Origin of the sequence: Rhodococcus sp. MS13, assembly GCF_013277835.1 — a bacterium.
GTDB classification, from domain to species: Bacteria; Actinomycetota; Actinomycetes; order Mycobacteriales; family Mycobacteriaceae; genus Rhodococcus_F; species Rhodococcus_F erythropolis.
Window position 1 is genome coordinate 1 of the sequence record NZ_VBTL01000012.1, and the last position, 26,024, is coordinate 26,024.

Consider the following 26,024-nt stretch of genomic DNA (forward strand, 5'->3'; position numbering starts at 1 on the left):
ATGTGTTAAGCACGCCGCCAGCGTTCGTCCTGAGCCAGGATCAAACTCTCCGTTGAAGACTCTAGATTTCACAGCCGAAACTGCTAATCAGTCATAGACAAAAAGAGTCAAATCACTAGCAAAAAAACTCAACTAGCAAAAAATGTGTCGGCAACCATTCAGACGGAAGAATGAACAATCACCGACGAAAAATACTCACACCACACACAAACCAACCAAACCCCAAGAGGCGGTTGATCATTCGCGGATGTGAAGTACCAAAAAATATTTGGCACTGACATTCATCGACACACTGTTGAGTTCTCAAAGAACACGCACACACCATCACCACGACCCTATGGCCGCCGCTCCGGGGCAACTTTTCCAGCCTATCCCATCATGATCATCGGCGCAAACCGCTGAACATTCGAGGAAGAACTGGAGGTGAAGCATAACCATACACGATGGAAACTACTTCGAAATTTGGTCAGGCACTTCGTACAACCTCGTGTCACTCGCCGTGAAGGCGGGAGTCGGTGTCCGTGTCGCTCTGACTTGGAATAAGTTACGCGAACCTTCAATCAATTCACAAATCGCCTGGTCACAACACCGATTCACTAGCCAAGGCCAGGTCAGACAGTTAAGCCTTTCCGCCAATCGCGAATAGGCCCGAGTGTGACGCCGAGCACCGAACCTATTCGGAGCCCACCCGCTCGATCACTCCCCCGAGTCCACGAAGATTCTCGACGAAACGCGGGTACCCACGGTCGATGTGGAAGATGTCGTGGACTTCGGTGGTTCCGTCCGCGACCAACCCGGCAAGCACGAGCCCGGCGCCTGCCCGAATGTCCGAAGACCACACCGGCGCACTCGACAGCACTGGAACTCCGCGGATCACCGCGTGGTGACCGTCAGTACGAGCGTCGGCGCCGAGTCGGATCATTTCCTCGACAAATCGGAAACGCGATTCGAATACGTTCTCGGTGATCATCGACGTGCCCTCGGCAACCGCAGCCAAGCCGATTGCCATCGGCTGCAGGTCGGTGGGGAATCCGGGGTAAGGCAAGGTTGCGAAATTGACCGCCTTAGGCCGTTCACGCTGGATGACACGGAAACCGTCTACCTCGGGAGTCACCTCCGCGCCGGCTGTCCGAAGCTTGTCGAGGACCAACCCGAGATGCTTGTGGTTCACCCCGCGAACGCGGACGTCACCCCTGGTCATGGAGGCAGCGACACCCCATGTTGCGGCAACGATGCGGTCACCGATGACACGGTGCGTAGTCGGTTCCAACTTGCGGACGCCTTGAATGGTGAGCGTCGAAGTTCCGCCGCCCGATACCTTGGCGCCCATTTCGTTGAGCATGTTGCAGAGATCCACGATCTCGGGCTCACGTGCAGCGTTGTCGATCACCGTTTCACCTCGGGCGAGCACTGCTGCCATCAAGATGTTCTCGGTTGCACCCACAGACGGGAAAACCAGGCGAATGTTCGCGCCGTGAAGGTCGTCTGCCTCGGCAACGACACATCCGTGTTCGATTTCGCTACGCGCGCCCAACAGGCGGAGCCCGGATTGGTGCATGTCGAGTGGCCTCGAACCGATCGCATCGCCGCCAGGAAGTGCGACAACAGCGCGTCGACAACGCGCAACCAGCGGACCAAGCACACACACCGACGCCCGAAACTGCTTCACCGCGTCAAAATCAGCGTGATATTTCGGCTCGGCCGGCGTCGTGATCCGCACTTCGGAGTCTTCGAGTTCGACCTCGCAGCCCAGCCCTCGCAAGACGTCCGCCATCAGGGGCACGTCGAGAATGTCCGGGCAGTTGGTCACCACAGTGGTGCCTTCGGCCAACAGTGCAGCGGCCATCAGCTTCAGCACACTGTTCTTGGCCCCTCCCACCAGTACTTCACCTTCGAGGCGGTTACCCCCGGTCACAAGAAAGTGCTCACTCACGGTTCACAGCCTAGAGCCACAACCTCGTCGGCCCCGCGCCGGTACCGTAGCCCTATGTCTGTTCACCTGACGAAGATCTACACCCGGACCGGCGACGACGGGACCACCGGCCTCAGTGATTTTTCGCGAGTCTCCAAGAACGATCCGCGTCTGATCGCCTACGCGGATTGCGACGAGACCAACGCGGCGATCGGTGTGGCCGTTGCCCTCGGCACACCCCCGGAGAATCTGCTCGCGATGCTGCGCCAGATCCAGAACGACCTCTTCGACGCGGGGGCCGACCTGTCCACCCCTGTCGTCGAGAACCCGAAGTACCCACCGCTGCGAGTGACTCAGGCCTATATCGATCGACTCGAAGGATGGTGCGATGAGCTCAATGAGCAACTGGCACCGTTGAATTCGTTCATTCTGCCCGGCGGAACTGCCCTGGGTGCCCTGCTTCACGTAGCAAGAACCGTCTCGCGGCGTGCGGAGCGTGCGGCCTGGTCCGCCATCGATGCGAACCCGGAAGACACCAGCGTCCTCCCCGCGAAATATCTCAACAGATTGTCGGATCTGCTCTTCATCATGGGAAGAGTGGCAAATCCTGAAGGCGATGTGCTCTGGAAGCCCGGCGCCGGGGCTTGAGCGGGACCGGTCAGGCGGTGCGTCGCCTACGGGCGCGCCCGTCCGGCCGTGATTCGACCCAGGACAGGAATGCTGTCAATGCTCCACTGTCCAAGGCGATTTCGTAGGCCGACGATCCGTCGTTGACCTTGACCACGACGATGTCGTCGCTCATGATGTCGAATTCGGTACCCGAGGGAGAGCGACGGCTCTCGACCTCGATTCCTTGACGATCAATCCTGGAGTCCGGGCCCGGCCGCAGACTCGACAGTTTGAAAAAGACGAAGGTGCTTTCGCCGTAGCGAATGATTCCGTGACGCCACCCGCTGTCCCCCGGGGATGGCAGAACACGAAGCAGTGCAGCGGTACCGCCGCGACGTAGAACCAGCAGACGATACAGAAAAGCCGCGACGAGAACCGCGAGCAGCACAACCAGAATGATCAACACAGTCATTCCGAATGTCACTGTTCGTCGGCTCCCGTCGCGGCTTTACTCGAGTAACTTACGCGCGCTCGACGGCCCGGAGCTGACCCTTGGCGACCGCAATCGCTTCGAGGTCGCCCGAGTTCTCGGCCAAGACAGCCTTGGCTGCCTCGACGTCGATGTCCTGTGCCATGTCCGCGGACTCGGCAAGAATCGTCACCGTCGTCGCAGTGACGGAGAGGAACCCTCCGTGTACTGCAGCAACGATACGCTCGCCGTCGACCGGGGTGATCGACACGGTTCCGCCCTCGATCAGCTGGCCGAGGACCGGCTCATGCCCGGGCATGATGCCGATTTCGCCCTCAGTGGTCTGAGCGCTGACCAGCGTCGCCGAACCAGACCACAAGCGCTGCTCGACGGCAACGAGTTCTACGGTCATCTCAGCCATCGTGGACTACTTCCCGGCCATCTTCTTGGCTGCAGCCTCGACGTCGTCGAGTCCACCGCAGCTGTTGAATGCCTGCTCGGGCAGGTGATCGAACTCGCCCTTGCAGACGCGGTCGAAGGCTTCGATCGTGTCGCGGAGCGGCACGACGGAGCCGGGCTCACCGGTGAACTTCTCGGCAACGATGAAGTTCTGGCCGAGGAACTTCTGGATACGACGGGCGCGGCCGACGAGGACCTTGTCCTCTTCCTGAAGCTCGTCCATACCGAGGATGGCGATGATGTCCTGCAGTTCCTTGTACTTCTGCAGGATGCGCTTGACCTCGTTGGCAACGCGGAAGTGCTCGGCACCGACGATGCCGGGCTCCAGGATGCGGGAGGTCGAGCTCAGCGGATCCACAGCGGGGTAGATACCCATCTGCGAAATCGGGCGCGAGAGCTCGGTGGTGGCATCGAGGTGCGCGAACGTCGTAGCCGGCGCGGGGTCGGTGTAGTCGTCGGCGGGCACGTAAATAGCCTGCAGCGAGGTGATCGAGCGACCGCGGGTCGAGGTGATGCGCTCCTGGAGCTCACCCATCTCGTCCGCCAGCGTGGGCTGGTAGCCCACTGCCGAAGGCATACGGCCGAGGAGGGTGGAAACCTCGGAACCTGCCTGCGTGAAGCGGAAGATGTTGTCGATGAACAACAGGACGTCCTGGCCCTGAACGTCGCGGAAGTACTCCGCCATCGTCAGTGCGGACAGGGCGACGCGCATACGCGTTCCGGGCGGCTCGTCCATCTGGCCGAAGACAAGGGCGGTGTCCTGGAGGACGCCCATCTCTTCCATTTCCAGGTGGAGGTCGGTGCCCTCACGGGTACGCTCACCGACGCCTGCGAACACCGAGGTGCCCGAGAACTCGCGAGCGATACGCGTGATCATTTCCTGGATCAGAACGGTCTTGCCGACGCCGGCGCCACCGAACAGGCCGATCTTTCCACCCTTGACGTACGGGGTGAGAAGGTCGATGACCTTGATGCCGGTCTCGAGGATCTCGGTCTTACCTTCGAGCTGATCGAAGGCTGGTGGCTTGCGGTGGATGCCCCACTGCTCGCCGTCGCGGCCGAGGCCGGGGGTGTCGAGACAATCGCCCAGGGCGTTGAACACGTGGCCCTTGACGACGTCACCGACGGGAACCGAGATCGGCTTGCCCGAGTCGGTCACTGCAGTGCCGCGGACGAGGCCGTCGGTGGGCTGCATGGAGACGGTGCGGACCAGGTTGTCACCGAGGTGCTGTGCAACCTCGAGCGTCAGCGTCTTGGCGACCGAGGGAAGCGTGATCTCGGCGTTCAGGGCGTTGAACAGTTCAGGAACAGCGCCACGCGGGAATTCAACGTCCACGACGGGACCGATGACCCGCACGACGCGGCCGGCTACGGCCGAAGCCGAACCTGCCCCGTTGTTTTCGGTTACTGCTGCGGTCATGTGCTAGTCACTTCCTGCGCTCGAGGCGAGCGCGTTGGCGCCGCCGACGATCTCGCTGATTTCCTGGGTGATCTGGGCCTGGCGAGCCTGGTTGGCCTGACGGCTCAACGTGTTCACCAGTTCGTTTGCGTTGTCCGTCGCGGCCTTCATGGCGGTACGACGGGCTGCCGACTCCGATGCCGCAGCATCGAGAAGCGACGAGAAGATACGAGTGCTGACGTACTTCGGGAGAAGAGCACCGAGAAGCTTCTCGGGCTCGGGCTCGAAGCTGAAGTCCGCGACGGGGCCATTGTCATGGTCGTCGTCGTGGCCGTTGGTCAGCATGTCGTCACCGAGTTCGATGCGCTCTTCCGACACGAAGACCTCGAGAGGAGCCATACGGCGAACCTCGGGAGTCTGCGTCAGCATCGACACGAAGCGGGTGTAGACGATATGGAGTTCGTCGACGCCCTCGATCGTGCCTTCACCGTTCGGAGCGGCAACCTGGTTACCCGAACCAGCCATGAACAGCTCCACCAGGTGGCGGCTGGCCTTCGCTGCATCCGAGTAACCCGGATCCTGCGAGAAGCCCGTCCACGCAGCACCGATGTCGCGGCCGCGGAACGTGTAGTAGCCGAGTCCCTTGGAACCGAGCACGTACACGACCGGCTCCTTGCCCTCGCTGCGGAGGAGAGCCATGAGCTCTTCTGCCTGCTTGAGGACGTTGGAGTTGTAGCCACCACACATGCCGCGGTCACTGGTGACAACGAGGACCGCAGCCCGCTTGGGCTCCGGGCGCTCGTTGAGCAACGGGTGATCGAGCGAAGCAGACGCACTCGCCAATTCGGTGAGTACCTTCGTGATCTCCTCGGCATACGGCTTGGACGCGGCGACGCGAATCTGAGCCTTGGTGATACGCGAAGTCGCGATCAGTTCCTGTGCCTTGGTGATCTTCTTGGTCGAGTTGACCGACTTGATACGAGACCGCAATTCGAGAATGCTCGCCATCGATCAATCACTCTCCCTTCGGAATTCGCAGTGTCATGGGCGCGTACGTCACTTGCTGACGGTCTTGCGCTTGACGTTGATCTGCTCGTTCTCGACCTCGTCGGCGCCCAAAGCGTCAGCCTCGGCCTCGTTCACGACCCGGCTTCCGTCGGATGCGATGAAGCCTTCCTTGAACTTGTTCGTTGCAGCGATCAGCGCAGCAGCGTTGTCGGCATCGAGTGCCTTACCGCCGTTGATGCTGGAGTAGACGCCAGCAGCCGAGTGCTTGAGGTCTTCGAGCAGTTCCTTCTCGAAGCGACGGACGTCACCGATCGGAACGCTGTCGAAGATGCCTTCGCCGGCGAGGTAGATCGAGACGATCTGGTCCTCGACAGGGATCGGGCTGTACTGATCCTGCTTGAGCAGCTCGACCAGACGGGCACCGCGCTCGAGCTGAGCCTTGGAGGCAGCGTCGAGGTCGGATGCGAAAGCGGAGAACGCTTCGAGCTCACGGAACTGAGCCAGTTCCAGACGCAGCGAACCGGAAACCTTCTTCATGCCCTTGGTCTGTGCAGCGCCACCGACGCGGGAGACCGAGATACCGACGTTGATCGCGGGGCGAACGCCCTTGTTGAACAGGTCGGACTCGAGGAACACCTGACCGTCGGTGATGGAGATGACGTTGGTCGGGATGTACGCCGAGACGTCATTCGCCTTGGTCTCGATGATCGGCAGAGCCGTCAGCGAGCCGCCGCCGAGTGCGTCGGACAGCTTCGCCGAACGCTCCAGCAGACGGGAGTGCAAGTAGAAGACGTCACCGGGGTAAGCCTCGCGTCCCGGCGGGCGACGCAGCAGCAGCGAGATGGCGCGGTACGCCTCTGCCTGCTTGGTCAGGTCGTCGAACACGACCAGAACGTGCTTGCCCTGGTACATCCAGTGCTGGCCGATGGCCGAGCCGGTGTACGGTGCGAGCCACTTGAAGCCTGCGGAATCAGAGGCCGGAGCAGCAACGATGGTGGTGTACTCCATCGCGCCCTTCTCCTCGAGGGCAGCCTTGACGCCCGCGATGGTGGAACCCTTCTGACCGATGGCAACGTAGATGCAGCGCACCTGCTTGTTGACATCGCCGGAATCCCAGTTGGCCTTCTGGTTCAGGATGGCGTCGATGCAGACCGCGGTCTTGCCGGTCTTGCGGTCGCCGATGATGAGCTGGCGCTGGCCGCGGCCGATCGGGGTCATGGCGTCGATAGCCTTGATACCGGTCTGGAGCGGCTCTTCGACCGGCTGGCGCTCGAGCACCGAAGCGGCCTGGAGCTCGAGTGCACGATTCTCGGTGCTCTCGATCTCGCCGAGGCCGTCGATAGGCGCACCCAGCGGGTCGATGACGCGGCCGAGGAAAGCATCGCCGACGGGAACCGACAGAACGTCGCCCGTGCGCTTTACTTCCTGGCCTTCTTGAATGTTCTGGTAATCGCCAAGGATGACGGCACCGATTTCGGTGGCATCCAGGTTGAGCGCGACGCCGACGATTCCACCGGGGAACTCCAACAGCTCGTTGGACATAGCCGAAGGCAGGCCAGAGACGTGCGCAATGCCGTCACTGGTGTCGGTCACTGTGCCGACCTCCTCACGGGAGGCCTCCGGGGAGTAGCTCGCGGTGTAGTTGTCGATCGCGCTACGGATCTCGTCGGAGGAGATCGTCAGCTCCGCCATGTTTTTCCTGCTCTCGGTGTCTGGTCTTCGAAAAGATCTGGAGTATGTGTTCGGCTGAAGGACTACTTGAGGTTCTTCCGCAGTGCTGCGAGTCGACCCGCTGCGCTGCCGTCGATAACCTCGTCGCCCACCCGGACGACCAAGCCGCTGAGGAGTTCTGGATCAACCTCGACGTGTACTGCTACCGGCTTCCCGTAGGTGCGGGTAAGAGTGCTGGCCAAGCGATCCGACTGCTCCGAGCTCAACGCCGAGGCGCTGCGAACGTGAGCAACGGTGGTATCGCGCTGCGCTGCGGCAAGATTCGACAGCTGATCGAAAGTGTCTGCGGGTGCAGACTTCAACCGGCCGACGGCCTGTCCGGCGAGTGCCTCGGTGACCGCAGTGACCTTGCCGTAGAGCAAGCGGGAGAGGAACTCACGCTTGCGGGCTGCGGGAACCGACAGATCCGAGAGCGTCTGCTCCAGGCTGGGATCCCCTGCCACGATGCGACCGAGACGGAAGAGCTCGTCCTCAACGGTGTCCAACTGGCTCTGATCGGCTGCGGCGCGGAGCAGAGCTTCGCGTCCGAGCAGTTCGAGCGAGTTGACCAAGTCGCGGGCCGCAGACCAGTCCTGGCCTGCAGCTGCCTTCACGGTGGCGAGCGCCTCGGCGCCGACCTTTCCGGAGAACAACTGCTCTGCCAAAGCCTGGCGACCAGCGGCCGGTGCCGAAGCGTCAGCCAGCGCGCTGCGAAGAGCGCGCTGGCCGTCGAGTACCTCGACCACCGAGAAGAGCTCGGACCCAGCCTGAGCAGAAGCAGCAGTTGCGGCTCCTGCAGAGACGGCGCCCAGGGCACTGCTCAGCGCAGAACGAGTCTGCGCCAAGGCTTCACGGCTCGCTGCGTACATGTTGCTCACTTCCTGGCTGAATCAGCGCTGACGGTGTCGAGCTCGTTGAGGAAACGATCAACCGTTCCGGCGCGCTTCACGTCGTCGGCGAGAGACTCCCCGATGACCTTCTCGGCCAGGTCTACAGCGGTCTTGCCGAGATCCGAGCGGAGCTCAGCGACGATCTGCTGACGCTGGGCGACGAGCTGGCTGTGGCCTGCGGCCACGATGCGGTCGCTCTCGTCCTGCGCCTGAACCTTCATGTCAGCGATGATCTGCTGACCCTGGGTACGCGCTTCCTCACGGATCTGCGCTGCCTCGGTACGAGCTTCGGCGAGCTGCGCGCGGTACTGCTCGAGCGCGGCCGCTGCCTCTGCCTGTGCGTCTTCGGCCTTCTTGATGCCGCCCTCGATCTGCTCGGTGCGTTCGGCCAAGACCTTCTGGAACTTCGGAAGAACGAGCTTCCAGAAGACAAAACCGACTACGACGAGCGCAACCGCGGACCACACGATGTCGTATGTCTCGGGCAAGAGAGGATTGTGTGTCTCCTCTGTTGCCGCGAGCACTGCGAAGGTGGCTCCCATGTCTGTCTTAGAAAATGAAACCGGCGACAAGGCCGATCAATGCGAGGGCCTCGGTGAATGCAATACCGAGGAACATGGTGGTACGAACCTGGCCGGCCATCTCGGGCTGGCGGACCATGCCTTCGATTGCCTTGCCCACAACGATGCCCACGCCGATGCCGGGGCCGATTGCTGCGAGGCCGTAGCCGATGGCTCCGTAGCCGCGCGACTTGGTCTCGACAACTTCCTGAGCGAGGTAAGCGATGCTCATGGTGTTCCATTCCCTTTCTGTTGACCTCTGCCGGATTCGGCAAGAGGCTCAGTTCTTGGTGTAGCTGGTGAGGAGGTAAAAGGTCAGTGCTCGTCGGCGTGGAGCGCCAATTCGATGTACACCGCGGTCAGCAACGCGAACACGTAAGCCTGCAGGAAGATGACCAGCAGCTCGAAGAACGTGAATGCGATACCGGCGATGATCGACGGAACGCCGAAGATCGCCTGGAATCCGCCGGACACGAAGAAGAAGTAGTTCGTCGCGCTGAAGAACAGCACCAGCAGGATGTGGCCGGCCAACATGTTGGCCATGAGACGAACCATCAGCGTGAACGGGCGCAGGATGAAGGTCGAGATGAACTCGATGGGCACCAACAAGAAGTGCAGGGGCAGCGGAACGCCGGGAACGACGATGCTGCTCTTGACGTACTTGAAGAAGCCGTACTTCTTGATTCCGACGTAGTTGAACACGATGTAGGCGAGCGCCGCGAGTACCAGGGGCATACCGATTCGTGCGTTCGGCGAGATGTTCAGGAAAGGAATGATGCTGGCCATGTTGCTGGCGACCACGATGAAGAAGATCGTCGTGATGACCGGCAGGAAGCGCTTGCCCTGTTCCTTGCCCAGGATCTCCTCGGCGATGTTGATACGAACGAAGTCGAGCGCAAGCTCAGCGGCGTTCTGCATCCCACGGGGAACCAATCGAGGGCTGCGCATCGCGATCACGAAGAAGGCTGCGACCAGCACCGACATCAGCAGACGAATCAGCATCAGACGGTCGAGCTCGAAGGGGCCCGCGTGAATCAACACGGAGGGCGGGAAAAAATCGTCTAGTGACGGCGCATGGAATTCATCCGCGGCCAGGGTGGTGACGCTCAGCGTTCTCTCCCGTAGTCGGTCCGCAGCCATCATTGACTGCGGTTCGATCGGACATTGACGATCTACAAGTCGACAAGTTCGACTCGCGCATTCGTCAGCAGCTGGAGAACCCTAGAGGGGCCTGGCGTCTGTCGGTGTCGGCGACTCTCGTCGACTCAGTGGTCAGAATTTCGACCACCTGCGAGCACATGGCATCGTCGGCTGAGTGTTACTCGGCCCACCATTGCTCTCGCTTGAACCGAACCTTATCAAGTCATCTACGACATTGTGTAGATGGGGTACCTGGAAGTCCGATTAGTTACCTCTTGTAGTACTACTCGTCGTCGTCGACGTTGCTGCTGGGAGTGGGATCGACGTACGGAGTTTTGGTTCCGAGAACGCCGTATGTCTCCGCGCCGAGCACGACGACCAGCGACATGATGATGACCAGGACGAGAGCGGTCTTGTTGTAGAAATCCATGTCCGAGAGGACAAAGAGAACAACCATCGCGAGAATCATCTTCAGCAGCCACGTGCCGAGAAGAACTGCGCCGGCCGTGAGCGCAGGCAACTTCGCTGTGAGTAGCACGCCCAGCGCCGTGAACAGGATGAACCCGCCGCCGACGGCTGCGCCTATCAGGGCTCCGTAGACGCCTTCCTTGCCGGCGAAGAGCCCGCCCAGGAGCGCGCCGACCACGGCCAGCGCGATCAGCCCCATCACACCCCACTTCACGGCCGACTTCATGGCGGCGGTCGAATCAGGGATGGGTTGCGAGGCAGGTACAGGCTGCGGCGTGTTCGTCACGATGCCCAAGGGTAATGGATCGGGAAACTTGGCTAGCGACGCTGTTGCTTGCGATCGATCAGGGACGGCACCGCCGTGAAGAACAAGGCAATGACCAACCCGGCCGCAACCAGTACGACAACCAGCTGTCGATTGAGCAGCGAGGATCCGACGGCACCGAAAGCCAGAACGCTGACCCACAGGTAGATGACCAGCACAACCCGTCGGTGCGTGTGTCCGATTTGCAGGAGGCGATGATGCAGGTGCATCTTGTCCGGACTGAACGGACTGACGCCCGCTTTAGTCCGGCGGATCACGGCCAGGAGCATGTCCAGCATCGGGATGAACATCACAGCACCGACCAGCAACAACGGCGCGAGGAGGCCGACCAGGTCGCGGGTTCCGTAAGCAGTGAGCGGAATACGACCGGATGCACTGGTGGAGATCGCGGCAAGCATGAGACCGATCAACATCGACCCGGAATCGCCCATGAAAATGCGCGCTGGATTGAAGTTATGCGGAAGAAAACCGAGACAAGCGCCTGCCAAGGCCGCCGCGATCATCGCCGGCGGGTAGACACTCGCGTCGCCGCCCTGATCGTGGAGCAGACCGATCGAGAAGATGAGGATCGCCAAGGCCGCGATGAGGCCCAAACCGGCGGCCAATCCGTCGAGACCGTCGACGAAGTTCATCGCGTTGATGGTCGCCACGGCGATAGCCACCGTGAACAGTCCCGATTGAATCTGATCGAGGATGATCGTGGACCCACCGTCACCACCGAAAGGGTTGTAGATGATGAACCAACTGACGCCCATCACCACAAGCACTCCGGCAGCAGTCACCTGACCCACGAACTTGGTGAGAGCGTCGAGGCCCCACCTGTCGTCGATCACGCCCACGAGGACGATGACGGCGCCCGCTACGAGCGCAGCGTGTACATCTGGACTACCGAAGCCGAAACCTCTTGTGAGCGCCGGTAATTGCTGCGCAAACAGCAGACCGACAACCATGCCGATATACATTCCGACGCCACCGAGGCGCGGAATCGGCTCGACGTGAACGTCCCGATCACGAGGAATCGCGACTGCGCCGAACCGCAGCGCCAACAACCGGACTGCGCCAGTCGCCAGGTATGTCACTACCGCCGCCGTACACAGCACGAGCAACAGTTCACGGATGGGCACACCCGCTCCCCCGCCACCCTGTGCCAGATATGTGGTCGCCTCGTACGAAGTGATCACTGCGCGAGATCACCCGTCCGGCGGGGATAGGCAGGTTTTGCCCGTACCAGTTCGCGAACGCCGTCGGCAACCGATGCCAACTCGGCCTCCCCTGACGTGGTGGCTGGATCCGCTACGACTGCACGCGCGATCAACTCCCCCACGACGCTCATGTCGGAACTGTTGAACCCCTGGGTCGTCACGGCCGCGGATCCGACGCGGATTCCGGACGTGACGGCCGGCGACTGCGGATCGAACGGAATCGCGTTCTTGTTGAGCGTGATCGAAGCCAGTCCGCACCTACGCTCGGCGTCGACGCCGGTGACACCGCTTGCGCGCAGATCGAGAAGCGCCAGATGCGTGTCGGTTCCACCGGACACGGTGCGCAGGCCGCGAGCTTCCAACGACTGCGCGAGCGCCGACGCATTGGCAACCACTTCCTGTGCATACCAACGATATTCCGGCGTCGACGCTTCTTTGAAGGCAACCGCCTTCGCAGCGATCGCATGCATCATCGGGCCGCCTTGAATGAAGGGGAACACCGCGCGATCGACAGCCGTGGCATGCTCGCTGCGGCACAAGATCATTCCGCCGCGCGGGCCTCTGAGGACCTTGTGCGTCGTCGCGGAGACCACGTCGGCATACGGAACACACGACGGTATCGCCCGGCCTGCCACGAGTCCGATGAAGTGGGCGGCATCGACCCACAGGATCGCACCGACCTCGTCCGCGATCGACCGGAAGGCTGCGAAGTCGATGGTTCGGGAGTACGCGGTCGCGCCGGCGATGATGATTTTCGGTTTGCGCGCCAGAGCCAGGGTGCGAACCTCGTCGTAGTCGATCAATTCGGTGGCCGAATCGACGTGATAGGGAACGGTGGTGAACCACTGCCCCGAAAAGCTGACCCGAGACCCGTGAGTCAGATGCCCACCGTGCGGCAAACTCATCGCCAATACGGTGTCGCCGGGCTTGGCGAATGCGGCGTACACCGCGAGATTCGCGGTGGCCCCCGAATGCGGCTGGACGTTGACGTGCTCGGCGCCGAACAGTGCCTTTGCCCGGTCGATCGCCAGATTCTCGGCTACGTCGACGTACTCGCACCCGCCGTAGTAACGCCGACCCGGATAGCCCTCGGCGTACTTGTTGCTCAGGGTCGAACCCAAGGCAGCCAGTACCGAGGGGCTGGTGAAGTTCTCGCTCGCGATGAGTTGAAGCCCGCCGCGCTGACGCTCGAGTTCGGCCAGCGCAACAGCCGCGATCTCGGGGTCCGCCGTGGCAAGCTCACCGAAATCCGGTCCCCAATACGTGGATTCCCCCGCGCGCTCGCCGCCGGCGCCGACCATCGTTACGAAACTCCCTCTACGAGGCTTTCCGGACTGGTGCCCAATACCTCGGCGATGGATTCTGCCGAGACGGCACCCACTCGCAAGATACGCGGTGAATTGCCGGTCAGGTCGACGATCGTGGAAGCAACGGCGTGTTCGGCCTTGCCTCCGTCGAGATACACGCTGGCAGATCCGCCGAGCTGATCTCGGGCTTCCTCGACGGTAGTTGCCGGCGGACGCCCCGAAATGTTGGCGCTCGAGACGGCAAGCGGTCCGACATCGCGCAACAGTTCGAGGGCAACCGGGTGCAGCGGCATGCGGAGCATGACGGTTCCGCGGGTATCACCGAGGTCCCAGGCAAGTGAAGGCGCCTGCTCGACGACCAAGCTCAGTCCGCCGGGCCAGAACGCGCGGATCAGATCCCGCGCCTGGGGGCGCACGCTGTAGACGAGCCCGTCGATGGTGTTCCACGATCCGACCAGTACCGGGACGGGCATGTCTCGCCCGCGTCCCTTGGCGCGCAACAGACTCGTGACAGCTTCGCTGTCGAACGCGTCCGCGGCGAGTCCGTAAAGGGTGTCGGTAGGGAGAACTACGAGTCGGCCGGCCTTGAGCGCGTTCTTCGCGGCGGCCAAGCCTGCGGTTCGGGAATCTGTCTGACTGCAGTCGTACACGGTGCTCACTCAGCCATCCTTTCACTCTGCACTTCGGGCGTTCGATTCCGCTGCGCTTCCACGTCGGTGGCGACACGTCTCGCGACGACGAAACGCGGACGACCGGCAAGATCGGGATGCTGTGCAACGTCGCCGAATACCCGGCGCGCCGAGAACAGCGCAGCGACGCCGTCGCCGTTGGTGTCGTCGTGCTCGATGCCTGCCGCGCCGCCGATTCGAAGCCACCTCGCGATGTTGCTGATCATGGGTTTGATGACGGACAGACCGTCGGCGCCACCGAACAACGCGGTGTGCGGGTCGTAATCCATGACCTCAGGCTGCAATTGCGCGCCTTCGGGGATGTACGGCGGATTGGACACGACCAGATCGACGCCGCCCTCGAGCCCTGGCAACAGGTTCCGATCAGTGACATCGCCCTGATGCAGATGGATCGGTGTATCACCGGCGGCCTCGCGGTCGGCAGCATTACGACGCGCCCACGCCAACGCGGCGGGCTCTTTCTCCACGGCGTGAACGACGGCGTCTGGACGGGCCTCGGCGATGGACAGCGCGAGTACACCCGATCCCGTGCACAGGTCCAGAACTACCGGCGGCTTGCTTCCGCAACCTTCGAGGAACGAGAGCGCCCAACCCATGAGCAATTCGGTTTCGGGCCGCGGAATGAAGACACCCGGACCGACAGCGACGTCGATGTTGCCCATCGATGCGACTCCGATGATGTGCTGCAACGGAATCCGCTTCACGCGTTGCGCAACCAACTCGTCGAACGCCGCGATGACCTCGGGATCGACCAACGGAATCAGCCCGAGACGCGTGCGTTCGACGCCGAGCAGGTGGGATGCCAACAACTCGGCGTCGGTGCGTGGGCTGGGCACACCTGCGGCGTCGAGCTGTTTTGCAGCTTCGATCAGCGCCAAACGAAGTGGAAGTCGACTCACGGGTACAGCCTGCCACGCTCGACCGACACGCGGTTCACCGAGTTCCCGGCGGGATGGAGGTCAGTCATGGTCTGCATCTACTCGGCCGCGAGACGCGCCTCTCGGTCCGCCTTGCCCAATGCGTCGAGAAGTGCGTCGAGCTCACCGTCGAGCACTGCGTCGAGGTTGTGCGACTTGAATCCGATGCGGTGATCGGTGATGCGGTTCTCAGGGAAGTTGTAGGTGCGGATGCGCTCCGAACGGTCCACCGTCCGAACCTGACTCTGGCGACCTGCCGACGCTTCTGCGTCCGCGGCTTCCTCGGCGACTACCTGCAAACGGGCTGCAAGCACCTGCATGGCACGCGCCTTGTTCTGGAGCTGCGAGCGCTCGTTCTGGCAGGTGACGACGATGCCGGTCGGAAGGTGCGTGATTCGAACCGCGGAGTCGGTGGTGTTGACGCCCTGACCGCCCTTGCCGGACGAACGGTAGACGTCGATACGCAGGTCACTCTCGTCGATCTGGACCTGCTCGACCTCTTCGGGCTCCGGGTAGACCAGAACGCCGGCGGCCGAAGTGTGAACGCGTCCCTGGGATTCGGTGACGGGCACTCGCTGGACGCGGTGAACCCCGCCCTCGAACTTGAGCCTCGCCCACACTCCGTCCGGGGTGTCTGACTTGCTCTTGATCGACAGCGTGGCTTCCTTGTATCCGCCGAGATCGGAGACCGTCGCGTCGAGGATCTCGACGCGCCAGCCGTGCCGTTCCGCGTAGCGGACGTACATGCGGGCCAGGTCCGAGGCGAAGAGCGCGGATTCTTCGCCGCCCTCACCGGACTTCACTTCGAGGACGATGTCGTCGCCGTCATGCGGATCACGCGGCGCCAACTGATCGGTCAGCGTCTGCTCGAGCTGCGCGACCTCGGCTTCGAGATCGGGGATCTCGGCGGCGAAGCTGGAATCGTCGGCGGCGAGTTCGCGCGCAGCTTCCAGATCGTCCTGCGCAGCCGTGAGCTTGTTGTACGTCGACATGATCGGCGAGAGCTCGGAGAACCGCTTACCGACGCGCCTGGCAGCGGCAGGGTCGTTGTGCAGCGCCGGATCGGACATCTGCGCTTCGAGACCGGCGTGCTCCGCCAAGATGTCGTCGATGGCCGAGGGCTGGGTTGCGCCTGCCATGGTTCGCTCCGCTCTGAGTTTCGATTCCTACGGTGCGCGCTTGAAGGTATTTCGACGCCGGGACCCGGGAAACGCGCAAACCGAGTGCAGGCACAAAAAAGCCGACGCCCGATCTGCGCATGGCAGATCGGGCGTCGGCGGAACAGCTAGGACTCGGTGGCCGGGACCTTGCTGTCTGCGCGCTTGCCGTAGCGAGCCTCGAAGCGAGCGACGCGTCCACCGGTGTCGAGAATCTTCTGCTTGCCCGTGTAGAACGGGTGGCACTGCGAGCAAACCTCGACGTTGATGCGTCCGGACTCCTTGGTGCTGTGGGTCTCGAACGTGTTACCGCAACCGCAGACGACGGTGGTCGCTACGTAGGTTGGGTGGATTCCTGCCTTCATGGTGTCCCTTTCAATGGTCGCCGGGTCGACGTCGCCAATCGACATCGTGAACCGGAACCGGACTCGGCCGTTCAGTATGCCAGATGCGGTACCTCACCAGATAATCCGCGTCTCGCACGCCTCGGGGTGGCTGTACGAAGTTGTCAACGCACTGCCCCTCGGTTTTGTTCCGCCCACGCAAAAGGCCCACAACCAGCTGGTTGTGGGCCTTTTTACGTCGAGTCGATCAGTCGTCGATCGCACCCGGTGCGGTCTTGGAGACCTGCATCAGGAACTCGAGGTTGTTCTTGCTCTTCTTCAGTCGATCGATCAGCAGATCGATGGCCTGATGCGAGTCCAGACCGGACAGGACGCGGCGGAGCTTGTGCAGCACAGCAGCTTCGTCCGGGCTCAGGAGCAGCTCGTCCTTACGCGTGCTGGACGGGTTGACGTCCACGGCCGGGAACACGCGGCGTTCGGCGATCTTGCGATCGAGCTTGAGCTCGGCGTTGCCGGTGCCCTTGAACTCTTCGAAGATCACGGTGTCGCCGGTGGATCCGGTCTCGACCATCGCGGTGGCGATGATGGTGAGCGATCCGCCGTTCTCGATGTTGCGGGCAGCGCCGAGGAAACGCTTCGGCGGGTAGAGCGCCGTCGAGTCGACACCACCGGAGAGGATGCGTCCGGACGCCGGCGAGGAGTTGTTGTACGCACGACCCAGACGCGTGATGGAGTCGAGCAATACGACGACGTCCTTACCCATCTCGACCAGGCGCTTCGCACGCTCGATTGCCAGCTCGGCAACTGCGGTGTGATCTCCCGGCGGGCGGTCGAAGGTGGAGGAAATGACCTCACCCTTCACGCTGCGCTGCATGTCGGTCACTTCCTCGGGACGCTCGTCCACGAGGATGACCATCAGGTAGCACTCAGGATTGTTGGTGGCGACGGCATTCGCGATCGCCTGCAACACGCTGGTCTTACCGGCCTTGGGCGGGCTCACGATGAGGGCGCGCTGGCCCTTACCGATGGGCATCACCAGGTCGATGACACGCGTGGTGAGAATGTGCTGCTCGGTCTCGAGGCGCAGACGCTGGTTCGGGTACAGCGGCGTGAGCTTGTTGAACTCGGGGCGCTTCTTCGCGGCCTCGACGTCGCCGCCGTTGACCGTGTCGATGCGGACCAGCGGGTTGAACTTCTGACGCTGGCTGCCCTGCTCACCGTCACGCGAGACGCGGACGGCACCGGTGATGGCGTCGCCACGGCGAAGGCCGTTCTTGCGGATCAGGTTCATGGAGACGTAGACGTCGTTGGGACCGGCGAGGTACCCGGACGTACGCACGAAGGCGTAATTGTCGAGCACGTCGAGGATGCCGGCGACCGGCTGAAGGACGTCGTCCTCGCGGATTTCGGTCTCACGCGAATCGTTGGGTGCGCCACCCTCACCGCGGTCGCGACCACGGCCACGGCGCTCGCGGAAACGGCGTCCGCGGCGTCCGCGTCCACCCTCTTCGTCGTCGTCCGGTCCGTTGTTGCGGTTGTCCGTACGCGGACCGGCGTTGTTCTGGCCGGCGTTGTTCTGATTGCCGCGATCCTGACGGTCCTGGCGATCCTGGTTACCCCGGTTGCCCTGGTTCTCGCGCTGGCCCTGGTTCTCGCGCTGGCCCTGATTGTCGCGCTGGCCCTGATTGTCCCGGTTGCGCTCGCGGCGGGGACGCTCGTTGCCCTGCTCGGCGGGAGCCTGATCAGCGTCGGACTTGCCCTCGGTGCGCGCAGAACGCTCGGCCGGGGCCTCAACCTTGGCGGTCTCGGCGACCTTCGAGGTATCGACAGCCTTCGAGGTGTCCGCGTCGGACTTTGCCGAAGGAGTGTCCTGCTCGATGCTCAGTTCACCCTGGTCGGGTGAACCTGCACGACGAGCGGCGCCGCGACGCTGACGTCCACGACGGGGTGCGCTCTGATCGGAATCCTCGGCGGATTCGGTACGCGCAGGCGCTGCCTCGGCAGGAGCGGATTCTGCCGCGGGAGCCGTTTCGGCTGCGGGGGTTTCGGTGCGTGCGGCGCGGGCGCTCTTGGCACGAGTGCGCGCAACGGGTGCGTCGTCGAGAGTGAGTTCGCTCTGTGCGGGTGCAGCCTTTGCGCTGCCGCCCTGGCGCTCCTTGATGGCTGCGATCAGGTCGCCCTTGCGCATGCCGGAAGTGCCTTTGATGCCCAGTTCACCCGCAAGAGTGCGGAGTTCGGTGAGCACCATGCCGGAGAGTCCGGCACCACGGCGCGTCTCGGCACGCTTCGTGGAGGTCGCCACCGCACCGTTCGATGCTGAAGATGACGCCTGAGAATTGTCGCCTGATTCCGACCCGGCGGGTGCAGAAGTGGCGATGAGGTCCGTATCGGTCACGGAGGTCCTTTCCTTCCCTCACTCGCACTGCGCAGAGTCGAGGGTTCGTCCCGCAGTTCGATTGAATACCGAACTCGGTGGTGCCGTACGTGGTTGCTGTCCAGAACTGCCGGCTTGTCCGCCGTCACATGATTGTCGGAAACTCTCGCCTCAAACTTTTCATGCGCTCGCAAACCTGCCCAACGCGCCTTCGTCGACGATTCACTCCCCCGTGTGTTGAACCCCAGAGATATGGAACCTCTGAGTGTTCGATCCGCGGAGGATTCAAACCTTCGGAGAAGGTACAAGCGTGAGGATCATGCCTGCGAGAATCATGCCAAGGACTGTGGACCCCGATTGGGAAGGAGTTTTGCCCCCTGGTGATGCACCGGCGACTGACGCGCACGATGTACGGACATAGCCCAGGATAGCGTCCAAACCTGAGTCCGGCAAGAATTTGGACGACTGGGTGTGTCAGTTCACTACCGATCGGTAGTGGGCGATCACCAGGACCAAGGCAGGGATCAGACCGTCGTCGTGGATACTTCGACGCCGTCGGCGATGTCCAATTCGAGCACACGTAGTCCGTCTGCCCGCGCCGCTTCGGCGAGCTCGACGGGGAAAGGCTCTGTGCTGAGCGCCAACACGGTGGGGCCTGCTCCCGAAACGGTCGCGGCAATGCCCGCCTCGCGCAGGATCCCGATCCATCGCGTCGTGAGCGGCAGTGCGGGTGCGCGCTGCGCCTGATGCAGGCGATCCTCGGTGGCTGCCATCAACAGATCGGGCCGAGCAGTGAGCGCAACGACAGCCAGCGCGCTGCGGCTCGCGTTGAACGAGGCATCCTGGTGCGGAACCAATTCGGGCAGGAGGCCACGAGTGTGTGCGGTGGACGACCGCTCCTCGGGAACCAGTGCCACAGCACGGATGTCGGGATGGACATCGAGTTTCGCCGCGGAGTAGATCGGCTCGTCGCCTTCGACGGCCGGTGGGCAACTCCACGAGACGACTGCGCCACCGAGAACACTGGCAGACGCGTTGTCCGGGTGACCTTCGAACTCGGACGAGAGCTGAACCAACTGCTCTTCCGTCAAACCGATCTCGGCATCGAGTGCGCGCGCAAGACCGTTGGCTGCTGCCAGTCCGCCGACAGCCGCAGAAGCCGAGGATCCCAACCCGCGCGAGTGCGGGATCGCGTTGCGGCACAACACGTCCAGGCCACTGGCCCACACCCCGGCCGCTTCGAGACCGCGCTCGATAGCGCGAACCACGAGATGCGAAGGACCCCAAGGTACGTCGGCAGCGCCTTCACCTTCGACGCGAATCTGAAGGCCCGAATCCGTTGTGGTGACCACGATTTCGTCGTACAACCCCAACGCCAGACCGAGGGTGTCGAACCCCGGCCCCAAGTTTGCACTCGAGGCCGGGACGCGAGCAGTCACCGAAAGGCCGATAGGCAGGGTTATAGTCATGTCAGACACCGGATTCCGCGGAGTGGTCGATGAATCCACGGACACTATGCAAGCTCGAGGGCAGCCGCAACGGCAACGGGATCGACACCGATCGGCTCGACGTTCGGCATACCCTTCAAAGCCGTGTCAGGATCCTTGAGACCGTTACCGGTCACCGTGCACACGACGGTCAGGCCCGGCTCGAGCCAGCCCTCTGCACGTGCGGCGAGCAGGCCGGCGACACTGGCTGCCGACGCCGGTTCGACGAAGACGCCCTCGGTGGCGGCGATCAGACGGTAAGCCTCGAGGATCTTCTCGTCGGTGGCGGCACGGAACGCACCGTTCGACTCTTCCTTCGCGGCGACAGCGCCGTTCCAGGAAGCGGGGGAACCGATTCGGATTGCGGTAGCGATGGTTTCGGGATCCTTGACGGGTGCGCCGTTGACCAGCGGAGCCGCACCGGCTGCCTGGACGCCGAGCATGCGGGGCTTGACCGTGGTCAGACCGTCCGCGTAGTACTCGGAGTATCCGCGCCAGTACGCGGTGATGTTTCCTGCGTTTCCGACCGGGAGAGCGTGCACGTCGGGAGCCTTGCCGAGCACGTCCATGATCTCGAATGCCGCGGTCTTCTGACCTTCGATGCGCACCGGGTTGACGGAGTTGACCAGACCGATGGTGGGGAATTCCGCCGTGGTCTTGCGAGCCAGTTCGAGGCAGTCGTCGAAGTTGCCCTGGACCTGAATGATCTTGGCGCCGTGCATGACTGCCTGCGCAAGCTTGCCCATGGCGATCTTGCCCTGCGGGATGAGCACGGCGCAGGTCATGCCTGCCTTGGCTGCATACGCAGCGGCCGAGGCGGAGGTGTTGCCGGTGGACGCGCACAGAACTGCGCGCTGGCCACGGGCCAAGGCGTCGGTGACGGCCATCGTCATGCCGCGGTCCTTGAAGGAACCGGTGGGGTTGAGACCCTCGACCTTGAGGTAGACGTCGCAGCCGGTGATCTCGGAGAGGTGGCCGGCCGGCAGGAGCGGGGTGCCGCCTTCGCGCAGGGTGACGGTCTTCCAGTTGTCACCGATCGCGAGACGGTCCCGGTATGCCTCGATGAGACCCGGCCATGCCTTGTGGACGGGGTTGACGATGCCGGTCATTGTTCAGTGCCTTCCAGTCGCAGCACGCTGGTCACAGCGGTGACGAATTCGAGTTCGTTGAGGGCCGCCACGGTCTCGGAGAGTGCCGCGTCGGTTGCTACATGAGTGACGACCACCAGACGCGCGCCGGCGCCGGCGCCCTCCTGGCGGACGACGGAGATGCTCACGCCGTGCTTGGCGAACTCGGCGGCGACTGCGGACAGCACACCTTCCTTGTCCGCGACCTCCATGTTCACGTAGTAGCGCGTGAGGATGTCGCCCATCGGGGCGACCTTGAGCTTGGCGTACTTGGACTCGCGGGGGCCGCGGCCGCCGTGAACCTTGTTGCGCGCCGCCATCACCAGGTCACCCATCACCGCGGAAGCGGTGGGGGCGCCGCCAGCGCCCTGGCCGTAGAACATGAGCCGGCCGGCGTTCTCTGCTTCCACGACAACGGCGTTGAACGCGCCGTTGACCGAGGCCAGCGGATGGCTGAGCGGAACCAGCGCCGGGTACACGCGAGCGGAAATCCGCTCCTTGCCCTTGGGCGTGACGATGCGCTCGCAGATCGAGAGCAACTTGATCGTGCAGTCGAGTGCCTTCGCCGACGCCAGGTCGGCGGAGGTGATCGTGGAGATTCCTTCGCGGTACACGTCCGCGGCTGTGACGCGGGTGTGGAACGCAATCGACGCGAGGATCGCAGCCTTCGCCGCGGCGTCGTAGCCTTCGACGTCCGCGGTCGGGTCGGCTTCCGCGTATCCGAGGCGTCCGGCTTCGGCGAGGGTCTCCTCGTAGTCGGCGCCGGTCTCGTCCATCGCGGAGAGGATGAAGTTGGTGGTGCCGTTCACGATTCCGGCGACCTTGTTGACACGGTCTCCGGCCAACGACTGTGTGAGCGGGCGGATCACGGGGATCGCACCGGCAACAGCGGCCTCGAAGTACAGGTCGACAGAGTTGGCCTCTGCAGCCTCCGCCAATTCACCGGTGTGGTCCGCGAGCAGCGCCTTGTTGGCGGTCACGACCGACTTACCGGAGTTGAGGGAAGAGAGAATCAGCTTGCGAGGGAGCTCGATTCCGCCGATCACCTCGACCACGATGTCGACGTCGTCACGACCGACCAGGGACTCGGCGTCCGTCGTCTGCAGTTCCTCGGGAATTCCGCGGTCCGAGCCGATACGGCGGACGGCAACTCCCCGCAGTTCCAACGGGGCGCCGACGCGAGCTTCGAGTTCCTCGGCCTGCTCACGAATGATCCGGACGACCTCGCTCCCGACGTTGCCGAGGCCGAGAACGGCCACACCGATAGCGCGATGCGCCGATTCGCTCGTCACTGCGATACCTCCAAGCTGAGCAGATCTTCCACTGTTTCCCTCCGCAGAATCACGCGTGAGACTCCGTCACGCACCGCCACCACGGCTGGGCGGGTGAGCAGGTTGTACCTGCTCGACATCGAATAGCAGTATGCACCGGTCGCTGCTACCGCTAGTAAATCACCGGGCCCGACGTCCTCGGGCATCCAGGTGTCCCGAATGACCACGTCACCGGACTCGCAGTGCTTACCGACGATACGTGCAACGACGGGATCAGCCTCGGAAGTTCGCGAAACCAACTTGGCTTCGTACTCCGCACCGTAGAGGGACGTGCGGATGTTGTCGCTCATCCCGCCGTCGACGCTGATGTAGCGGCGTGTCAGCGAGCTACCCACCGTGACGTCCTTGATGGTGCCGACCTCGTAGAGCGTCACCGTGCCAGGTCCGGCGATGGCGCGGCCGGGTTCGACGGCAAGCGTCGGCTCCGGCAACCCGGCCAGGGCGGACTCGTTGCGCACGATGTGGCCGAGCTTTGCCGCCAGTTCGTCGACGGGCGGCGGGTCGTCGGAGGGGATGTACGAGATCCCCATGCCGCCGCCGAGGTCGATGATCGAAATCTGCTTGGTCTTCTCGACTCCGAACTCGGTGACGACGTCGCGGAGCAAACCGATCACGCGGTGCGCTGCCACCTCGAAACCGTCGACGTCGAAGATCTGCGAACCGATGTGGCTGTGCAGGCCGACCAGTCGCAAGTTGTCGGCAGCGAAGACGCGACGGACCGCGTCGATCGCCGCTCCCCCGGCCAGCGAGAAACCGAACTTCTGGTCCTCGTGTGCGGTGGAGATGAATTCGTGGGTATGCGCTTCGACGCCGACGGTCAGTCGGATCAACACGTCCTGAACGACACCGGCCTCACCGGCGACACGATCGAGTCGGTCGATCTCGATCGCCGAGTCGAGCACGACGTGTCCGACGCCCGCGGCGACACCGGCGGCCAGTTCGGCGACTGACTTGTTGTTGCCGTGCATGGCAATTCGCTCGGCCGGGAAGTCCGCGTGCAACGCGATCGCCAGTTCGCCGCCGGAGCAGACGTCGAGCGAGAGGCCTTCGTCGGCGACCCAGCGTGCGATCTCGCCACAGAGGAATGCCTTGGATGCGTAGTGCACCTTGGCATCCGGGCCGAAGGCGCGGGCCATGTCGCGGCAGCGCGAGCGGAAGTCGTCCTCGTCGATGACGAACAGCGGGGTGCCGTACTTCTCGGCAAGTTCACCGACCTTGACACCCGCGAGGGTCACTTCACCGTCGTCGCCGCGAGAAGCGTTGCGCGGCCACACCTGCGGTGAGAGTTCACCGAAGGCTTCGGGGCTGGCAGGACGGTCGGGCAAGCCGGGGGCCTGCAACTGCTCGGCATGCTTGGGGCCGGCGGGGTGCGCGTTCACATTTGCTCCGGTGCGGTGACGCCGAGCAGTTCGAGGCCGTTGGCCAGGACCTGTCGGGTGGCGGCGCAGAGAGCCAGACGCGCGCGGTGCACGTCGGTGGCGTCTTCGTCGCCTTGCGGAAGGATGCGGCACGCGCCGTAGAAGCGGTGGTACGCACCCGCGAGTTCTTCGAGGTAGCGGGCAATACGGTGCGGCTCACGCAGATTCGCCGCGCTCGACACGACGCGTGGGTACTCGCCGATCGTGCGGATGAGGTCACCCTCCTGCTCGACGGTGAGCAGGGCGAGGTTGCTCGCGTCGGCGGACAGACCGAGGTCTGCGGCGTTGCGAGCGATCGCCGAGAGGCGTGCATGCGCGTACTGGACGTAGTAGACGGGGTTCTCGCTGCTGGTCTTGGTCCACAGGTCGAGATCGATGTCGATGCTCGAGTCGACCGACGAGCGGATCATGACGTAACGCGAGGCGTCGACGCCGATTGCCTCGACGAGGTCGTCGAGGGTGATGACGGTGCCTGCGCGCTTGCTCATCTTGACGGCAGTGCCGTCCTTGACGAGGTTGACCATCTGGCCGATCAGCACCTCGACGGTGTCCGGATCGTCGCCGAATGCGGCCGCGGCAGCCTTGAGACGGCCGATGTATCCGTGATGGTCGGCACCGAGCATGTAGATGCAGAGGTCGAACCCGCGGGCGCGCTTGTTCTGGAAGTAGGCGATGTCACCGGCGATGTAGGCGGCGTTGCCGTCGCTCTTGATGACGACGCGGTCCTTGTCGTCGCCGTAGTCGGTGCTCTTGAGCCACCACGCACCGTCTTCGTGGAAGAGGTTGCCCGAACCCTTGAGGGATTCGACGGCCTTCTCGACCGCACCGGATTCGAAGAGCGAGTTCTCGTGGAAGTAGACGTCGAAGTCGACGCCGAAGTCGTGGAGGGTCTGCTTGATGTGCGTGAACATCAATTCGACGCCGATGGCGCGGAAGGTTTCCTGCTGCTCGTCGGCGGGCAGCTCCATGACGTCGGGACGCTGCTTCAGAACCGAGGCGGCGATGTCGGCGATGTATGCACCGGCGTAACCGTCTTCCGGAGCAGGTTCACCCTTCGCTGCAGCGATCAGCGAACGCGAGAAGCGGTCGATCTGGGCACCGTGATCGTTGAAGTAGTACTCACGTGTGACCAATCCACCCTGCGCGGACAGAATGCGTCCGAGCGCGTCTCCGACTGCAGCCCAACGGGTTCCACCGAGGTGAATCGGTCCGGTGGGGTTGGCCGAGACGAATTCGAGGTTGATCTTCTTGCCGGCGAGGGAGTCACCCGAGCCGTACGACGCACCGGCTTCGAGAACCGACACGACGATCGCGCCCTGGGCGTCCTTGTCCAGCCGGATGTTGAGGAAGCCGGGTCCGGCGATCTCGGCGGATTCGATTCCGTCGGCAGCGGTGAGGGCTTCGGCGATCCAGCCCGCCAGCTCGCGGGGATTGGTGCCGACCTTCTTGGCTACCTGCATGGCAATGTTGGTGGCGTAATCGCCGTGCTCGGGGTTGCGTGGTCGCTCGACGGTTAGGGTTTCGGGCAGCACGGATACGTCGAGGCCACGATCGGCAAGGACGCTCGCTGCGGTTCCGCGGAGCAGTTCGGCAAGGTCAGCTGGAGTCACAGGTATTCATCCTATTGCCTGCACACCGGAAGTGGAGACTCGCCTCACGCCTTGCTCTCCGTGAACGTGCGCGGGGCCGCTGTGGCGTGTCGCACGCCACTCTCAAAGTTTG

24 protein-coding genes are annotated in these 26,024 nt (G+C 63.1%); 1 reads left to right on the forward strand and 23 read right to left on the reverse strand.

Going from position 1 to position 26,024, the window contains the following annotated elements:
• Positions 1-673: 673 nt before the first annotated feature.
• Positions 674-1,933: a UDP-N-acetylglucosamine 1-carboxyvinyltransferase gene (gene murA, locus FEZ59_RS24885; RefSeq protein WP_172933351.1), complete on the reverse strand. Its 1,260-nt coding sequence runs from the start codon at positions 1,931-1,933 to the stop codon at positions 674-676.
• A 54-nt stretch (positions 1,934-1,987) separates the two neighbouring features.
• On the opposite strand from murA, the gene FEZ59_RS24890 reads away from it, so the two are divergent.
• Positions 1,988-2,560 (forward strand): cob(I)yrinic acid a,c-diamide adenosyltransferase, encoded by a 573-nt coding sequence (locus FEZ59_RS24890; RefSeq protein ID WP_019749169.1) that lies wholly within the window; start codon positions 1,988-1,990, stop codon positions 2,558-2,560.
• A gap of 10 nt (positions 2,561-2,570) precedes the next feature.
• Here FEZ59_RS24890 and FEZ59_RS24895 read toward each other — a convergent pair whose 3' ends face one another.
• From FEZ59_RS24895 to argS, 22 genes are all read right to left on the reverse strand, one after another.
• Positions 2,571-2,993: a DUF2550 domain-containing protein gene (locus FEZ59_RS24895; RefSeq protein WP_029255703.1), complete on the reverse strand. Its 423-nt coding sequence runs from the start codon at positions 2,991-2,993 to the stop codon at positions 2,571-2,573.
• A gap of 49 nt (positions 2,994-3,042) precedes the next feature.
• A complete protein-coding gene (locus FEZ59_RS24900; protein WP_019749170.1) occupies positions 3,043-3,411 on the reverse strand; it encodes a F0F1 ATP synthase subunit epsilon in 369 nt (122 codons plus the stop codon).
• 6 nt (positions 3,412-3,417) lie between these two features.
• The gene (gene atpD, locus FEZ59_RS24905) at positions 3,418-4,869 is read right to left on the reverse strand and encodes a F0F1 ATP synthase subunit beta (RefSeq protein WP_003941349.1); all 1,452 of its coding nucleotides are present in this window, start codon (positions 4,867-4,869) and stop codon (positions 3,418-3,420) included.
• Between the two features lie 3 nt (positions 4,870-4,872).
• Entirely contained in the window at positions 4,873-5,856 is a 984-nt protein-coding gene (locus tag FEZ59_RS24910; RefSeq protein ID WP_003941320.1) for a F0F1 ATP synthase subunit gamma, read from the reverse strand.
• Positions 5,857-5,904: 48 nt separating this feature from the next.
• Positions 5,905-7,548, reverse strand: a complete 1,644-nt coding sequence (gene atpA / locus FEZ59_RS24915; RefSeq protein ID WP_019749171.1) for a F0F1 ATP synthase subunit alpha — start codon at positions 7,546-7,548, stop codon at positions 5,905-5,907.
• A 62-nt stretch (positions 7,549-7,610) separates the two neighbouring features.
• A complete protein-coding gene (locus FEZ59_RS24920) occupies positions 7,611-8,435 on the reverse strand; it encodes a F0F1 ATP synthase subunit delta (RefSeq protein WP_003941304.1) in 825 nt (274 codons plus the stop codon).
• 5 nt (positions 8,436-8,440) lie between these two features.
• Positions 8,441-8,998 carry a F0F1 ATP synthase subunit B gene (locus tag FEZ59_RS24925; protein WP_019749173.1) on the reverse strand — a complete coding sequence of 186 codons (558 nt, stop codon included), beginning with the start codon at positions 8,996-8,998 and terminating at the stop codon, positions 8,441-8,443.
• Between the two features lie 7 nt (positions 8,999-9,005).
• Entirely contained in the window at positions 9,006-9,248 is a 243-nt protein-coding gene (locus FEZ59_RS24930) for an ATP synthase F0 subunit C (protein WP_003941327.1), read from the reverse strand.
• Positions 9,249-9,331: 83 nt separating this feature from the next.
• Positions 9,332-10,159 (reverse strand): F0F1 ATP synthase subunit A, encoded by an 828-nt coding sequence (atpB, locus tag FEZ59_RS24935; RefSeq protein ID WP_019749174.1) that lies wholly within the window; start codon positions 10,157-10,159, stop codon positions 9,332-9,334.
• A gap of 280 nt (positions 10,160-10,439) precedes the next feature.
• Positions 10,440-10,850 (reverse strand): hypothetical protein, encoded by a 411-nt coding sequence (locus tag FEZ59_RS24940; RefSeq protein ID WP_020970050.1) that lies wholly within the window; start codon positions 10,848-10,850, stop codon positions 10,440-10,442.
• Between the two features lie 92 nt (positions 10,851-10,942).
• Entirely contained in the window at positions 10,943-12,130 is a 1,188-nt protein-coding gene (locus tag FEZ59_RS24945) for an MraY family glycosyltransferase (RefSeq protein WP_019749176.1), read from the reverse strand.
• The gene (gene glyA / locus FEZ59_RS24950; RefSeq protein WP_097387200.1) at positions 12,127-13,452 is read right to left on the reverse strand and encodes a serine hydroxymethyltransferase; all 1,326 of its coding nucleotides are present in this window, start codon (positions 13,450-13,452) and stop codon (positions 12,127-12,129) included. Before glyA ends, FEZ59_RS24945 begins: the two co-directional genes overlap by 4 nt.
• Positions 13,453-13,454: 2 nt before the next feature.
• Positions 13,455-14,117 carry an L-threonylcarbamoyladenylate synthase gene (locus FEZ59_RS24955; protein ID WP_003941345.1) on the reverse strand — a complete coding sequence of 221 codons (663 nt, stop codon included), beginning with the start codon at positions 14,115-14,117 and terminating at the stop codon, positions 13,455-13,457.
• Entirely contained in the window at positions 14,114-15,046 is a 933-nt protein-coding gene (gene prmC / locus FEZ59_RS24960; RefSeq protein WP_019749178.1) for a peptide chain release factor N(5)-glutamine methyltransferase, read from the reverse strand. Before prmC ends, FEZ59_RS24955 begins: the two co-directional genes overlap by 4 nt.
• A 77-nt stretch (positions 15,047-15,123) precedes the next feature.
• Positions 15,124-16,203: a peptide chain release factor 1 gene (gene prfA / locus FEZ59_RS24965; protein ID WP_003941341.1), complete on the reverse strand. Its 1,080-nt coding sequence runs from the start codon at positions 16,201-16,203 to the stop codon at positions 15,124-15,126.
• Between the two features lie 146 nt (positions 16,204-16,349).
• Positions 16,350-16,586 carry a 50S ribosomal protein L31 gene (rpmE, locus tag FEZ59_RS24970; RefSeq protein WP_003941310.1) on the reverse strand — a complete coding sequence of 79 codons (237 nt, stop codon included), beginning with the start codon at positions 16,584-16,586 and terminating at the stop codon, positions 16,350-16,352.
• 226 nt (positions 16,587-16,812) lie between these two features.
• Positions 16,813-18,960, reverse strand: a complete 2,148-nt coding sequence (gene rho / locus FEZ59_RS24975) for a transcription termination factor Rho (protein WP_172933352.1) — start codon at positions 18,958-18,960, stop codon at positions 16,813-16,815.
• Positions 18,961-19,463: 503 nt separating this feature from the next.
• Complete coding sequence (gene thrB / locus FEZ59_RS24980) at positions 19,464-20,408, reverse strand: homoserine kinase (RefSeq protein ID WP_007726194.1); 945 nt, start codon at positions 20,406-20,408, stop codon at positions 19,464-19,466.
• Positions 20,409-20,452: 44 nt separating this feature from the next.
• A complete protein-coding gene (thrC, locus tag FEZ59_RS24985) occupies positions 20,453-21,535 on the reverse strand; it encodes a threonine synthase (RefSeq protein ID WP_003941280.1) in 1,083 nt (360 codons plus the stop codon).
• Positions 21,532-22,845 carry a homoserine dehydrogenase gene (locus FEZ59_RS24990; RefSeq protein WP_007726192.1) on the reverse strand — a complete coding sequence of 438 codons (1,314 nt, stop codon included), beginning with the start codon at positions 22,843-22,845 and terminating at the stop codon, positions 21,532-21,534. The genes thrC and FEZ59_RS24990 overlap by 4 nt, the downstream gene beginning before the upstream one ends.
• Entirely contained in the window at positions 22,842-24,263 is a 1,422-nt protein-coding gene (gene lysA, locus FEZ59_RS24995; RefSeq protein ID WP_019749182.1) for a diaminopimelate decarboxylase, read from the reverse strand. Before lysA ends, FEZ59_RS24990 begins: the two co-directional genes overlap by 4 nt.
• Positions 24,260-25,912, reverse strand: a complete 1,653-nt coding sequence (gene argS, locus FEZ59_RS25000; protein WP_019749183.1) for an arginine--tRNA ligase — start codon at positions 25,910-25,912, stop codon at positions 24,260-24,262. Before argS ends, lysA begins: the two co-directional genes overlap by 4 nt.
• Positions 25,913-26,024: the final 112 nt, after the last annotated feature.

What these genes read in the sequence shown, in the direction of transcription:
- FEZ59_RS24890 (WP_019749169.1), top strand. Translation starts at nt 1,988, where the DNA reads ATGTCTGTTCACCTGACGAAGATCTACACCCGGACCGGCGACGACGGG.
- FEZ59_RS24895 (WP_029255703.1), bottom strand. Translation starts at nt 2,993, where the DNA reads ATGACTGTGTTGATCATTCTGGTTGTGCTGCTCGCGGTTCTCGTCGCG.
- FEZ59_RS24900 (WP_019749170.1), bottom strand. Translation starts at nt 3,411, where the DNA reads ATGGCTGAGATGACCGTAGAACTCGTTGCCGTCGAGCAGCGCTTGTGG.
- atpD (WP_003941349.1), bottom strand. Translation starts at nt 4,869, where the DNA reads ATGACCGCAGCAGTAACCGAAAACAACGGGGCAGGTTCGGCTTCGGCC.
- FEZ59_RS24910 (WP_003941320.1), bottom strand. Translation starts at nt 5,856, where the DNA reads ATGGCGAGCATTCTCGAATTGCGGTCTCGTATCAAGTCGGTCAACTCG.
- atpA (WP_019749171.1), bottom strand. Translation starts at nt 7,548, where the DNA reads ATGGCGGAGCTGACGATCTCCTCCGACGAGATCCGTAGCGCGATCGAC.
- FEZ59_RS24920 (WP_003941304.1), bottom strand. Translation starts at nt 8,435, where the DNA reads ATGTACGCAGCGAGCCGTGAAGCCTTGGCGCAGACTCGTTCTGCGCTG.
- FEZ59_RS24925 (WP_019749173.1), bottom strand. Translation starts at nt 8,998, where the DNA reads ATGGGAGCCACCTTCGCAGTGCTCGCGGCAACAGAGGAGACACACAAT.
- FEZ59_RS24930 (WP_003941327.1), bottom strand. Translation starts at nt 9,248, where the DNA reads ATGAGCATCGCTTACCTCGCTCAGGAAGTTGTCGAGACCAAGTCGCGC.
- atpB (WP_019749174.1), bottom strand. Translation starts at nt 10,159, where the DNA reads ATGATGGCTGCGGACCGACTACGGGAGAGAACGCTGAGCGTCACCACC.
- FEZ59_RS24940 (WP_020970050.1), bottom strand. Translation starts at nt 10,850, where the DNA reads ATGAAGTCGGCCGTGAAGTGGGGTGTGATGGGGCTGATCGCGCTGGCC.
- glyA (WP_097387200.1), bottom strand. Translation starts at nt 13,452, where the DNA reads ATGGTCGGCGCCGGCGGCGAGCGCGCGGGGGAATCCACGTATTGGGGA.
- prfA (WP_003941341.1), bottom strand. Translation starts at nt 16,203, where the DNA reads ATGGCAGGCGCAACCCAGCCCTCGGCCATCGACGACATCTTGGCGGAG.
- rpmE (WP_003941310.1), bottom strand. Translation starts at nt 16,586, where the DNA reads ATGAAGGCAGGAATCCACCCAACCTACGTAGCGACCACCGTCGTCTGC.
- thrB (WP_007726194.1), bottom strand. Translation starts at nt 20,408, where the DNA reads ATGACTATAACCCTGCCTATCGGCCTTTCGGTGACTGCTCGCGTCCCG.
- thrC (WP_003941280.1), bottom strand. Translation starts at nt 21,535, where the DNA reads ATGACCGGCATCGTCAACCCCGTCCACAAGGCATGGCCGGGTCTCATC.